The sequence below is a fragment of the Elusimicrobia bacterium HGW-Elusimicrobia-1 genome, assembly GCA_002841695.1.
In the GTDB taxonomy this organism is placed as follows: Bacteria; Elusimicrobiota; Endomicrobiia; order PHAN01; family PHAN01; genus PHAN01.
In genome coordinates this window covers 49,063-61,408 of the sequence record PHAN01000011.1, presented here as the reverse complement: position 1 = coordinate 61,408, position 12,346 = coordinate 49,063, and the positions used below count along the sequence as shown (strand labels likewise).

Here is a 12,346-nt window from a genome sequence, read left to right as displayed (position 1 = left end):
GGTAGCTAAAGATAGGGGGACTTGGTGAATCTGCCGCCGAAGCCCTGATGAAACACACCTTCGAGCAACGGCTCCGACTTTACAACTTCTTCGAGCAACTGCTGGAACCTGATATCACCACTTCGGCAGCCCGGCCAGCATCCCGATTTTTCGGGATCCGACTCGCTTTCGCTCGTCGGTTTGATAGCCCCCTATCTTTAGCTCCGTAGCTTTGCGTCCCCCGGTTTCCCGGGGTTTGCCTTTTCGACTGCGTCATACATATACACAAATAACCGGAAAAAGTCAAGGGTTTTTTATAGGGGGCTAAATTTGTATAATTTCCGGTATGGAAAAGAACACATTTCAAGTCGACATCAGGGTTTACTATGAGGACACGGACGCGGGCGGCGTAGTTTATTACGCGAATTATCTGAGGTATTTCGAAAGAGCTCGAACCGAATTCCTTCGCGCGGCCGGCATTGATGCCGCCGAGTGGGCGCAAAAAGCAAGAATTGAGTTCGCCGTTGCCGACGCCAAGGTTTACTACAAAGCGCCGGCGAAGCTGGGCGATATGCTGTCGGTCGAGGCGAACATCGAAGAATCAGGCGGGGCTTATATGGTGTTCGGGTATGCCGTCCGACTGAAAGAATCCGGACGGCTGCTTGTCGAAGGATCCACAAAACTGGTGTGTCTGGGAGAGAATTTCAAACCGCGCAGAATTCCCGGGGAGATTTCCGAAGCCCTGGCACAATTTATTCGCCGATGATTTTAATCAGGATGCGCTTTGAACGACGCCCGTCGAACTCGGCGTAAAAAATCTGCTCCCACGGGCCAAAATCGAGTTTTCCTTCCGTAACCGCCACGACGGATTCCCTTCCCATTATCGTTCTTTTCAGGTGAGCGTCGGCGTTGTCCTCTCCGGTCAGATTGTGACGGTATTTTTTCGCGTCGAACGGCGCGAGGTCTTCGAGCCAGATTTCAAAATCCTTGTGCAGGCCGGATTCGTCGTCGTTGATAAAAACCGACGCCGTGATGTGCATTGGATTTATCAGGCAAAGCCCTTCTTTGACGCCGCTTTCGCGTACGGCTTTTTCGACATCGGGAGTGATATTCAGATACGCCCGGCGTGTCGGAGTGTTGACGGTGATTGTCTTGCGATAGGTTTTCATAAGTGTTCCTCAGAAGGTAAAAAGATTTTTACACCACTTTTGCGGCGCGGATGCTCCGCGCGAGAAATTTTGAGTAAACCATTTTGCCCGTAAAATATCCCAGAATCGACTGAAAGAACCATCTGACGAGCGAGAGCCATTCAACACCGATTAAGTAGTTCAACCTCGCTCTTCCATGCGCGCCCAAAAATCTCGTCACTTGTTCGTTGTTGATTTCTATTATCAGGTCTAACGACCTTAAAATCGGCAAATCATAAATGTTAAAAATGGCTATGGTGCACATTAACGCGAAAAACGCCTTAAAATCGAAGGTCGTTTTTATTTCATGCCCGAATAATACAAAAAAAACAACCCCCACCAACATTGCCGTGCCGATAAAGTCCGCCAAAATTGTAACGCCCCAAATAACGAAAACCATAAATCCCCCCCCCCCTTTTTTTTCCGTCGATATTTAGAACTATTCTTCATCCCCGGCGACATTGCCTGCCGTACTCAAAGCTTGTTTCATAGCATCTTTCCAGTGTTTTGTGAACCAATTCTTAAGCATATGACCACGAAGAGTATAACTCAAAATCGTAACCGAATTGTTACGTTTATCTCTCAACGACCATCTTGCCCGTTTTGATTTGTCCGTCGGCGCGGAGGCGGTAAATATAAACTCCGGGCGCCACATCCGCGCCGCCGGAGTCCTTGCCGTTCCAGTCGAACTCGTAAACCCAGTTCTCGTCGGAAGACGCGCCTATGCCCGAACCGCCCACGCGGATACTTACGGCCGAGGACGGCACGCTTAATATCTTCTCGCCGGTTATATTATATATGGCAAGATTTATATTGCGAGCGGGCCGAGATGTTCGGAAATTTATCGTAGTCAAGACGCCGCGGGGATGGAAGAAATTTTTCCCTGCGGGGTTGGGGTAATTAACCAGACGCGACAGCGCGAACGCGGGCGAGACGGCAATTTTGTCGACGGAAAATACGGACGATGAGGCGTAATTCCTGAAATTTGCCGCGGCGATGCCCGACGCCGCGCCGCTGTAAGCGCGCGAGTCGGGGTCGGCAAAAGTTATTTTAGAGCCCGGCCATGGGTCGGTAACGTCCCCGTAATTTGAAGACGGTAAAGTGGAGTCGGCGGGCACGAGAGCAACCCGCAAAACCGGATAATTATTCACATCGTTGACGGGCACTGACCCGACGGTGTCATTGATATGCCAAATCAGGATGCCCGAAGCCGGCAAATCTTTGTCGTATGCGGCGACGGCATCGTCACGACGGCGATATTCGACCAAAAAATATTCGTTGTCGGGATCAGATGCGACGTCTATGGGAATTCTCAATATCCCCGATGACGATGAGACGGTGTTGAGCGCATATTCTCCCGCCGCAGCGGCGGTCGATACTTCCAGCCAGCCGAGGTAATTTTTGCACCACGCGCTTAAATGTGACGGCTTGTGTCCGTCGCCGCCCCACGGCCCGTAATCCATAAGACACCAGATTCCGATACGCGTGCCGCCCGTCAGTTTGTCCGTGCTGTATAAATCAGGAAGTCCCAGCTGATGCCCCATTTCGTGGACGTAAACTCCGAAAGGAGACCACGCCAGAGGTTTCTGAAATTCCGGCACCACGAATCCTTCCCTGAAACCGTTTACCGGTATCGGAAAATATTCGCTCGGGTAGAACGCCGAAAAAATATCGCCGGACTTTCCGGTGGATTCCTGACCGTAACCGGCGTGGACTATCATTACGGCGTCGTGCGTAGCGGCATTTGCGCCGGAGGCCATGATGGCTTCCTTGATAAGCAAATGGGCATTGTCGTCGGAATAGTAGGACATCCCGTAGTCGGCGGTGACGGCGGAATATGTCGTGAATACAAGATTGAGTTTGCCGTAGGATGCCTCTTTGTAGAAATGTGTCATACTGCTGATGTAGGTCATTATCTTGGCGGGGTCCTGTATCTGACGGGTGCCGTCGATGGAGCTTGAAGTAGTGCCGTCCGCCGACGGAAAATTAACGAATATTACGGCTACTTTTTTTGTGCCTTCGGTTCCCATCGCGCGGCGGATTTCAGGAGCCGAGTAGCCCATACGGCGAAGTTTTGCGGGATCGGGTTTGCGTGAAACGCCGTCGCGGAAGCGGCCCGGGCGCGGGCGGCCGTCGGCGGGTATGAGCGCAAAGGCGCGCTGTTGAAAAACGCAGAGCGATAGCGCGGCGGCTATCAGCGGAATAATTACTTTATGGGACGGGATTTTCAAGTTATCGTTACGCGGGGATTTTTTTAGAAATTAAGCGAGAGCGCCAAGGATGCCATAGCCCGCGACGGCAGTTCCTGATTATCACCGACGGCGACTTTATCGGCGGACATGGCTCCGGCAAAATCCATATTGAAACCGAATAGACGCAGGCCGAACCCGCCGGTGTAGGTCATCGGGGCCCCGCTGAAAGCCAGATTTTGCACCAATCCGGCGCGCAGAGCAAAATTAAACGCGGGACGATTAACGATATTTATCTCGTTGCCGAAAGACAGATTTCGCGAATCGTAGCCGGACACTTCCGTATGGTTGGCCGTCAGGTCAATGTCACAGGCGACAAGCCAGAAATTCTTAGGTTTTACGGCTACGCCGAACCGCCACTGTGAATCCAGTTTATAATCGGCATATCCGTCGGAGACGGCGGCATCCGGCATTGCGAAAACGGGCGAATTGACGTTCTTGCCGACAAGACCGGCGCGGGGCTTAAAAAGTATATCGTCCCTGCGCCACAACAAACCCAAATCCAGGGCAAGAGACGACGACTGCTTAGTGTTTTGGCCAGCGATGTCGCCGATGTCCTTCAACTTCGTTGAATCGCCTTCCCTAAGGAAATATTGTCGGGCGTACATTGTGTCGGCCATTACGTATTTTACGCCGACACCGACGGCAATGCCCTTAAGAAAACGCAATTTTTCGAATTCCGGAAGTTTCCTTCCATGGCTGAAGACCAATTCCGTAAGCGACACGCCTCTGACGGTAATATTTGAATTATTTTCTTTGAATGCCCTGCCACCCGCAAGATTCAGCAAAATCGGCATAGCGGCGCCTATTTGAGCGACGGCGGAGCGTATCTCGTCGGCCGACATATTTTGGGCTACTGCCATATTTATCAGGGCGTTGGCTATTTGAGCCGCCGACAAATTGCCCAGTTTCACCCCGGCTCCGTCGGCGAGCGCCTGAACGGACAACGACAAGTCAGAACTCTCCGTCTCAAGACCCGAAGGCGCATCGGTGCTGGCCGCTATTTTGGAAAGGTCGATACCGTCAAAGCTTTCCGACGACGAAGTCCTAAAAAGCGAAGGGGCGGGGGCGGCGGTCACGGTCGTGGAGCCCAGATAAACGCCGCTTAAATCTATGACGGGGTCAACTCCGACCGAACTGAAATTATTGACGGTTACGGCCCATCGGCCTATTGTGAAATTTGCGCCTCCGGCCGCGTCGATTTCAAGCCCTTTGCCGGGGCCTTCCATTTCTTTGAGATTTATGATTGCCTGCGAGAAGGTGTCAAGGTCGGCGAGTCCGACGGCAGCGCCGGATTTTTGCGCGTCCTGAAGGCGGGATATGGACGCGGCAGAATCGGAGATTTTTCTTGCGGAATTTAGAACACCGCCGGTGGCCTCGATATTCGCGCCGACCGGCAGTTCCACGCCGAAACCCCTCTGAAAAGCGAGCCCGGCCGGATTCCAGTAGGGCGCAAGCGCCCCCTCGGCCACAGCGACAAACGCTCCGCCCATTGCCGTGGGGCGGGAGCCCAGTATCTTAAAACTTCCGGCGTGTACCGGAGCCGAGATACTCGCTAAAACTGAAAATAAAAAAACGGGCGCGAATTTCGTCATACACGTCTCTCCCTCGAAAAGTTTATGAACTTGATTCGGTCGAAAACCCTTATTACGTCATTCCCGAATGTTGTTATCGGGAATCCATACTACGACGGAAACTCTGGATTCCCGCTTTCGCGGGAATGACACACGGGGAGAAAGGGACGTTTTTCAACAACCTCAACTTAAAATTTACGGCGGTTATTATGTGCCTTCCTGCCACGAGGACAGATACTTTTTCTGCTCGGGCGTGAGGCGGTCTATGTTGATGCCCATCGCGGCCAGTTTAAGAGCCGCGATTTTTTCGTCGATGTCGCGCGGGACGGGAAATACCGATTTTTTCAGATCGCCGCCCTTTTTGACCATATATTCCGCGGCCAGCGCCTGATTGGCGAAAGACATATCCATGACTGAGGCGGGATGCCCTTCCGCCGCGGCCAGGTTTATAAGACGTCCGTCGGCCAGAATATAAATCTTTTTATTGCCGGAAAGAACGTATTCGTCGACGAAAGGACGCGCTTCGCGCGACGTCTTGGACATCTTCTTTAAGGCGGGGATGTTTATCTCCACGTTAAAATGTCCCGAATTGCAGACGATGGCGCCGTCTTTCATCCTGGCGAAATGCGCCTTGTCGACGACGTTTATGTCGCCGGTGAGTGTTATGAACAAATCGCCGACTTCGGCGGCTTTAAGCATGGGCATTACCATAAAGCCGTCCATTGTGGCTTCGATTGCTTTAAGAGGGTCTATTTCGGTAACGATGACGTTTGAGCCAAGTCCCTTTGCGCGCATCGCCACGCCTCTGCCGCACCATCCGTAGCCCGCCACAACGACTGTCCTGCCGGCCAGCAGCATGTTCGTGGCTCTGAGTATTCCGTCGATGGTGGATTGCCCCGTCCCGTAACGGTTGTCGAAAAGATGCTTCGTCAGCGCGTCGTTGACGGCGATTATGGGATATTGCAGAACTCCGTCGGCGGCCATTGCCCTCAGACGGATAACGCCGGTAGTCGTCTCCTCCGTTCCTCCGATTATGGTGTCGAGCGTTTCGCGCCTTTTGGAATGTATCGTTGAAACCAGATCGGCGCCGTCGTCCATCGTTATTTGGGGTCTGTGATCGAGCGAAGCGTTCAAGTGCTTGTAGTACGTTTTGTTGTCTTCGCCTTTTATGGCGTACGTCGAGATGCCGTAATGTTTTATGAGCGCGGCGGCCGTTTCATCCTGGGTAGACAGCGGATTGGAGGCGCAAAGCCGCACGTCGGCGCCTCCGGCCTTGAGCGTTATCATAAGATTGGCCGTTTCGGTGGTAACGTGAAGGCAAGCCGCCATCCGCACGCCCTTCAACGGCTTTTCCGACGAGAAACGCTTCTTTATGGCTCTTAAAACCGGCATATCGCGCTCGGCCCATTCTATTTTCTTGCGGCCGGCGTCGGCAAGTTTAATGTCTTTTACGTGAAATTTCATGAGTGTGTCCGTCCTTGTAATATTATTCGGTTGTTTTTACAGCGCCTTGCGGATGGCCGCGACTTTATCCGTGGCCTCCCACGTGAAACCCGACCGGCCGAAATGTCCGTAAGCGGCCGTTTTAACATAAACGGGTTTGGTCAGTTTCAGATGCGATATGATTCCGCGGGGCGTAAGAGGAAATATGTCGCGCACGATTTTCGAGAGTTTCTCGTCGGGAACCTTGCCGGTGCCCCGTGTATCCACAAGCACCGAAACGGGTTCCGCCTCGCCTATGCAGTAGGCCAGCTGAGTCATGCACTCGACGGCGGCTCCTGCGGCCACAATGTTTTTAGCTATGTAGCGTGCCATGTACGTGGCGGAACGGTCGACTTTCGTCGGGTCCTTGCCGGAAAACGCTCCGCCGCCGTGAGGCGCCCATCCGCCGTAAGTATCGACGACTATTTTTCTGCCCGTCATACCGGTATCGGATTGAGGCCCGCCGACGACGAACTTGCCGGTGGCGTTAATATGGTATTTAGTGGCGGAGGTCAGATATTTCGCGGGAATTATTTTCTTTACGACCTTGCGAATAATTTCCTGTTTGGCGCTGTCGCGCATATTACGGCCGCTCTTATCGAGAACGTCGGCGGTATGCTGGCAGGCGATAACGACGTCGCGGACACGGACGGGCTTGCCGTCGACGTATTCCACGGACACCTGTGATTTACAATCGGGGCCCAGATACGGAAGCTCGCCGGAGCGTCTTACATCGGCCAGTTTTTTAACAAGCCGGTGCGCAAGCATTATCGGAAGAGGCATAAGTTCCGGCGTTTCGCGGCAAGCGTAGCCGAACATCGTTCCCTGGTCGCCGGCGCCGCCGGTGTCCACGCCCTGAGATATGTCGGGAGATTGAGAGTGAATAGCGTTTAATATGGCGCAGGTTTTGTAGTCGAAACCGTATTTAGGGTCGGTATATCCTATCTTTTTGACGATGTCGCGCACCAGACTGTGCACGTGCACGAATGTCTTGGTGGTAATTTCCCCGCCCACAATGACAAGTCCCTTGGTGATGAACGTTTCGCACGCCACGCGGCCCGCGGGGTCGCCCGCGAGAATGGCATCCAATATGGAATCCGAAATCTGGTCGCAAACCTTGTCGGGATGGCCTTCGCCCACCGACTCCGAAGTGAAAACAAATGTCTTTTTTTTCATAACGGCTTATCTCTCCTTGTCTTTACGACGAGCGGCGGATTCAAAAGTCCGCCGCGCGTTTATATTTTCAGTCCACGTTGAGTATTGTTCCCTCGTAGACCGATATGTCCGATACTACTTTTGCGCGATATCCAATGATGCAATTATCGAGCTTTACCCTCGGGGCGACGCGAACCCTGCCCCAGAGTATGGAGTTTGATACGGAAGCGCCGCGGGCGATTCTGCACTTGGCGGCTATCACCGTGTCGGGGCCGATTATAGCATTTTTTTCGATGAGACATTCTCTGCCGACGACGCAAGGCGCCAAAAGACGCGCCGTGGGATGGATTCTGGCGCCGTCTCCGACGTAAACGCCTTTCCTGATCTGACGCCCGGGTATTTTAAGAGAGATTTTCCCGTCGAGAGCGTCGCGCTGTCCCTGACGGTATTCTTTTAAATTGCCGACGTCGGTCCAGTAAGATTTTGTCACATATCCGTAAATCGGAAGGCGTTTTTTAAGAAGCCGGGGCCAAAGAGTATTGCCGAAGTCGTAAAATTTGCCGGGCGGTATCATCCTGAGTATCTTGGGCTCGAAAACGTAAATACCGGTATTTACCGTGTTGGAAAACACGTCGGACCACAGAGGTTTTTCTATAAATTTCCTTATCCTTCCCGACGGAGACAACAGGGTGACGCCGTAGTCGAATTTGGAATCAACGGCTTTAAGAACCATTGTAGCCGCGGATTTTTTTCTTCTGTGAAAATCAAGAACCGCCGAAAGGTTGACGTCGGCAAGGCCGTCGCCGGACAGAACTAAAAAAGTTCCGTCTTTAAGAAAATCTTCGCATCTTTTTACTCCGCCGGCGGTGCCCATAAGTTTTTTTTCCGGCGAATACGATATCCGCACGCCCCATCTGGAGCCGTCGCCGAAATAATCTTTTATCATGTCGCCGCGATAATGCAGGTTCATCATTATGTCGCGCACACCGTGGCGGGCGAGGTTTTCGATGGTATGCTCCAGCACGGGTTTATTGACTACCGGAACCATCGGCTTTGGTATGCTGAAAGTCAGCGGACGCAAACGAGTGCCGGCTCCGGCGGCCATAACAAAGGCCCTGATTATTTTTTTCATTTTCTGTCGAAATCGTCCTTTATTCTTATTATATCGTCCTCGGATATATATCTGCCGCGGGAAATTTCTATGACTTCAAGTATCTTTCCGGAAACGTTTTCCAGACGATGGACGGCGTGGACTGGGATGTGAGTCATCTGTCCTTCCCGCACTATTTTCGCGGAACTGCCCTTGGTCACCCGCGCGACACCGTCGACAACGAGCCAGTGCTCGCTGCGGCGCGTGTGTTTCTGCAAACTGAGTTTTTTTCCCGGCAGTACCCTTATTATTTTAACTTTGTAGCCGGGAGCGTCTTCGAGAACTTCGTATTCGCCCCACGGACGGGACACCACGCTATGGCGCAAGGCCTCTTCGCGGCCGGAGATTTTAGCCACGAGGTCGCGCACATTTTGCGACGCGGACGCCGATGCCACCAAAAGAGCGTCGGGAGTGTCGACGATAACGGCATCCTTTATTCCCACCACACCGACGAGACGCCTTGACCCCATGACCACGGTATTGCTTGTGTCCACGGACTCCACCCTGCCGCGAAAAACGTTGCCGCGCTTATCCGCCCCGTACACGCGGCGCGCCGAGTTCCAGTCGCCCAAGTCGTCCCATGCAACGCCGAGCGGCATAATGGCGGTTCTGTCTGATTTTTCGACGACGCCGTAATCTATGGATACCGACGGTATACGTCCGTAAACTTTTTTTATCGCCGAATCCGTAGTCCCCGAACCGCTTAAAAGCGTCGAGACAAGCGAGTGGAAAGAAGGGTTATGCGTTTTAATTTCTTCCAGAAGGACGGACGGTTTGACAACGAATATTCCGGCGTTCCACAGATAACCTTTTTTAAATATTCTGCGGGCCGCGTCAAGCGGCGGCTTCTCCACGAATTTTGAAACCATCCGGACGCGCGAAAAGCCGGGCAACCGCCGTCCGGGTTTTATGTATCCGTAACCGGTTTCGGGGCGGGCGGGCTTTATGCCGAAAAGAACTATAAATCCCTTCCGGGCCGCGTCGGCGGCCGCGCGGACAGTCGCCGCGAACGCCGCGTTGTCGCCGATAAGATGGTCGCTGGGGCAGATGACCATCGGCTCGTCGCCGAATGCGGCAAGGGATTTTGCGGCGGCTATGACGGCCGCGGGAAGCGTATTTTTTGAGGCGGGTTCGGCTATAATATTGTCCGACGGCCAAGCGGGGTTTATCGACGAAATATCTTCGCCCACAGAATATTTGTGCTCGGTATTGGTCACCACCAGAATATTTTTGGCGGGGATAAAGGATTCCAGACGCTTAAAACACTCTCCCAAAAGCGAATACTTGCCGAATTTTATGAGAAACTTGGGCCAGTACGCGCGCGAACGCGGCCACAATCTTGTGCCGGCTCCGCCCGCAAGAATAACCCCCGTAATTTTTTTCATTTCTTGTCCTTTCATTTCTTGGCCTTGAAAAAGTCCATTGTTTTTTTTAAGCCGTCGGACAGAGTGGTCGACGACTTCCACGAAAGCGCGGACGCCGCCTTGGAAACGTCGAGAAAACTTTTGAAGAGTTCTCCCTTGCGCGGCGGCTTGTAGGCGGGTTTTTTAGTGTAGCCGGCCCGATGTCCCGACAGTAAAGCAAACAGCGTGTTTACGTCGGCGGCCGAGCCCGTTCCGATATTGACGGTCTCGTTGTCTCCGGCCGACAGAGCCAGCAGGTTGACCGCGGCGACATCGCCCACATAAACGTAATCGCGCATCTGAAAGCCGTCGCCGTAAATGAAGCATTCTTCGTCCGCAAGAATCTTTGAGACGAAAATCGCAACCACGCCGGCCTCGCCGCGCGGATCCTGCCGCGGGCCGTAAACGTTGCCGTATCTTAATATGGTGTGCTTTATCCCGAACTGGGCGGAGTAGTATCTCAGATAAAACTCGCTTGAGAGTTTGGATATCCCGTACGGAGACATTGGAGCCGGAAGGGCATCCTCCGCGGGCGGCGTATCGCCGCATTCGCCATAGATAGTCCCGCCGCTCGACGAAAATATCACCTTGGACGCGGACGACTCTCGCGCGCTTTCAAGAACATTGATGATGCCGATTATGTTCACCCGCGCGTCGAATGCGGGGTCTTCGACGGATTTTCTCACGTCTATCTGCGCGGCGTGATGGCTTATCACGTCGGGCCGCTCTTCCAGAAAAACTTTGCGCAGTTTGGCGCGGTCGGTCACGTCGACCAGCCGGAACGGAACCGACGAGTTGAGGTTCTCTTTTCTGCCGGTGGAAAGATTATCCACCACCACGACCTCATGGCCGGCGGACACGTAGGCGTCCGCGACGTGCGATGCGATAAATCCGGCGCCGCCGGTCACTATTATTTTCATTGCTGTTTCTTTTTGGAGCCCGCGTGAGGCGCCGGAGCCGACGGAGCGGGCGCGTCCGCGGGTTTCGGGCCGAAGTATTTGTCCCTCAATATTTTTTCTATCTCGTCGGCGACGGCGGGGTTGTCTTTCAGATAATTCTTGGCGTTGTCTTTGCCCTGACCGAGACGAGTTTCCTTGTAGATGAACCAAGTGCCGGATTTTTCGACGAGACCGTCGTCGACGCCCTTGTCGAGCAGACACGCCTCGCGGCTCACGCCTTCGCCGTAATACATCTCGAACTCCGCCTGCGCGAAAGGCGGCGCGACTTTGTTCTTTACCACTTTCACGCGGATGCGCGAACCGACGGGCTCGTCGCCCTTTTTTATCGTTTCTATTCTTCTTATGTCCAGACGCAAAGAGGCGTAGAACTTAAGCGCCAGACCGCCGGTCGTGGTTTCCGGATTTCCCCACATCACGCCGATTTTCTGTCTTATCTGGTTGATGAATATTATCGTGGTTTTGGATTTGGACACCACCGAAGTGAGTTTCCTGAGCGCCTGCGACATCAGCCGCGCGTGCAGTCCCATATGCGAATCGCCCATTTCTCCGTCGATCTCGGCCTTGGGGACAAGGGCGGCGACGGAATCTATCACGATAACGTCGACGGCGGCGGAGCGCACGAGTTTCTCCGTTATTTCAAGCGCCTGCTCGCCTGAATCCGGCTGCGACACGTAAAGATTGTCGATATCGACTCCGAGTTTTTTGGCGTAATCCGGGTCCATCGCGTGTTCCGCGTCGATAAAAGCCGCTACGCCGCCGAGCTTCTGCGCCTGCGCTATTATCAACAGCGTGAGCGTGGTTTTTCCGCCGGCCTCGGGACCGTAAATTTCCACCACGCGGCCGCGCGGAATACCGCCCACGCCTATGGCAATATCGAGAGGAAGTATTCCGGTGGGAATGACCTCGACGGGCGATTTGGCGTGTCTTTCGCCCAGACGCATAACAGCGTCTTTCCCGAAATCTTTTTCAATCTGCGTAATGGCAAGTTCCAAGGCCTTCATTTTTTCGGCATTAGACATAAAACCTCCGGTTGTATCCCCGCTTGTATCTTTCCTGAGCGTAGCGAAGGATCTCGTCCCACTCAGGGCATGCTCCGTGAAGGGTCTCCACCCGAAGGGTGGTCGTCGGAAGACAAGATTCTTCGCGGAGTTTATCCTGAGGCATTATGAGATTCTTCGCTACGCTCAGAATGACGCTCGCTGAAGGAC

At 53.4% G+C, this 12,346-nt stretch carries 11 protein-coding genes and 1 riboswitch; of the genes, 1 reads left to right on the top strand and 10 read right to left on the bottom strand.

Annotated elements, in window-relative coordinates:
• Positions 1-121: 121 nt before the first annotated feature.
• A riboswitch (cyclic di-GMP riboswitch) is annotated at positions 122-250 on the bottom strand.
• 75 nt (positions 251-325) lie between these two features.
• On the top strand, positions 326-745 hold the full coding sequence (locus CVU77_06710; GenBank protein ID PKN01161.1) for an acyl-CoA thioesterase: 420 nt from the start codon (positions 326-328) through the stop codon (positions 743-745).
• On the opposite strand, the gene CVU77_06705 is transcribed toward CVU77_06710, so the two are convergent.
• The 10 genes from CVU77_06705 to recA all read right to left on the bottom strand — a co-directional run bounded on the left by CVU77_06705 (position 732) and on the right by recA (position 12,157).
• Positions 732-1,148: a secondary thiamine-phosphate synthase enzyme gene (locus tag CVU77_06705; GenBank protein ID PKN01160.1), complete on the bottom strand. Its 417-nt coding sequence runs from the start codon at positions 1,146-1,148 to the stop codon at positions 732-734. The two genes, CVU77_06710 and CVU77_06705, sit on opposite strands and share 14 nt — an antisense overlap.
• Before the next feature lie 28 nt (positions 1,149-1,176).
• Positions 1,177-1,566 (bottom strand): hypothetical protein, encoded by a 390-nt coding sequence (locus CVU77_06700; GenBank protein ID PKN01159.1) that lies wholly within the window; start codon positions 1,564-1,566, stop codon positions 1,177-1,179.
• A gap of 175 nt (positions 1,567-1,741) precedes the next feature.
• Positions 1,742-3,397: a hypothetical protein gene (locus CVU77_06695; GenBank protein PKN01158.1), complete on the bottom strand. Its 1,656-nt coding sequence runs from the start codon at positions 3,395-3,397 to the stop codon at positions 1,742-1,744.
• A 23-nt stretch (positions 3,398-3,420) separates the two neighbouring features.
• Positions 3,421-5,010, bottom strand: a complete 1,590-nt coding sequence (locus CVU77_06690; GenBank protein PKN01157.1) for a hypothetical protein — start codon at positions 5,008-5,010, stop codon at positions 3,421-3,423.
• Positions 5,011-5,196: 186 nt separating this feature from the next.
• Positions 5,197-6,453 (bottom strand): adenosylhomocysteinase, encoded by a 1,257-nt coding sequence (locus tag CVU77_06685; protein PKN01156.1) that lies wholly within the window; start codon positions 6,451-6,453, stop codon positions 5,197-5,199.
• A gap of 36 nt (positions 6,454-6,489) precedes the next feature.
• Positions 6,490-7,647 (bottom strand): methionine adenosyltransferase, encoded by a 1,158-nt coding sequence (locus CVU77_06680; protein ID PKN01155.1) that lies wholly within the window; start codon positions 7,645-7,647, stop codon positions 6,490-6,492.
• Between the two features lie 67 nt (positions 7,648-7,714).
• Positions 7,715-8,758 carry a hypothetical protein gene (locus CVU77_06675; GenBank protein PKN01154.1) on the bottom strand — a complete coding sequence of 348 codons (1,044 nt, stop codon included), beginning with the start codon at positions 8,756-8,758 and terminating at the stop codon, positions 7,715-7,717.
• Complete coding sequence (locus CVU77_06670; GenBank protein ID PKN01153.1) at positions 8,755-10,176, bottom strand: mannose-1-phosphate guanylyltransferase/mannose-6-phosphate isomerase; 1,422 nt, start codon at positions 10,174-10,176, stop codon at positions 8,755-8,757. The genes CVU77_06675 and CVU77_06670 overlap by 4 nt, the downstream gene beginning before the upstream one ends.
• Positions 10,173-11,099 carry a UDP-glucose 4-epimerase gene (locus CVU77_06665; GenBank protein ID PKN01152.1) on the bottom strand — a complete coding sequence of 309 codons (927 nt, stop codon included), beginning with the start codon at positions 11,097-11,099 and terminating at the stop codon, positions 10,173-10,175. The genes CVU77_06670 and CVU77_06665 overlap by 4 nt, the downstream gene beginning before the upstream one ends.
• The gene (recA, locus tag CVU77_06660; GenBank protein ID PKN01151.1) at positions 11,096-12,157 is read right to left on the bottom strand and encodes a recombinase RecA; all 1,062 of its coding nucleotides are present in this window, start codon (positions 12,155-12,157) and stop codon (positions 11,096-11,098) included. Before recA ends, CVU77_06665 begins: the two co-directional genes overlap by 4 nt.
• Between the last annotated feature and the right edge of the window lie 189 nt (positions 12,158-12,346).

Bases quoted from the DNA above. Each gene is read 5' to 3' on its own strand.
- CVU77_06685 (PKN01156.1), bottom strand. From the start codon at position 6,453: ATGAAATTTCACGTAAAAGACATTAAACTTGCCGACGCCGGCCGCAAG.
- recA (PKN01151.1), bottom strand. From the start codon at position 12,157: ATGTCTAATGCCGAAAAAATGAAGGCCTTGGAACTTGCCATTACGCAG.
- CVU77_06665 (PKN01152.1), bottom strand. From the start codon at position 11,099: ATGAAAATAATAGTGACCGGCGGCGCCGGATTTATCGCATCGCACGTC.
- CVU77_06680 (PKN01155.1), bottom strand. From the start codon at position 7,647: ATGAAAAAAAAGACATTTGTTTTCACTTCGGAGTCGGTGGGCGAAGGC.
- CVU77_06670 (PKN01153.1), bottom strand. From the start codon at position 10,176: ATGAAAGGACAAGAAATGAAAAAAATTACGGGGGTTATTCTTGCGGGC.
- CVU77_06675 (PKN01154.1), bottom strand. From the start codon at position 8,758: ATGAAAAAAATAATCAGGGCCTTTGTTATGGCCGCCGGAGCCGGCACT.
- CVU77_06705 (PKN01160.1), bottom strand. From the start codon at position 1,148: ATGAAAACCTATCGCAAGACAATCACCGTCAACACTCCGACACGCCGG.
- CVU77_06690 (PKN01157.1), bottom strand. From the start codon at position 5,010: ATGACGAAATTCGCGCCCGTTTTTTTATTTTCAGTTTTAGCGAGTATC.
- CVU77_06700 (PKN01159.1), bottom strand. From the start codon at position 1,566: ATGGTTTTCGTTATTTGGGGCGTTACAATTTTGGCGGACTTTATCGGC.
- CVU77_06710 (PKN01161.1), top strand. From the start codon at position 326: ATGGAAAAGAACACATTTCAAGTCGACATCAGGGTTTACTATGAGGAC.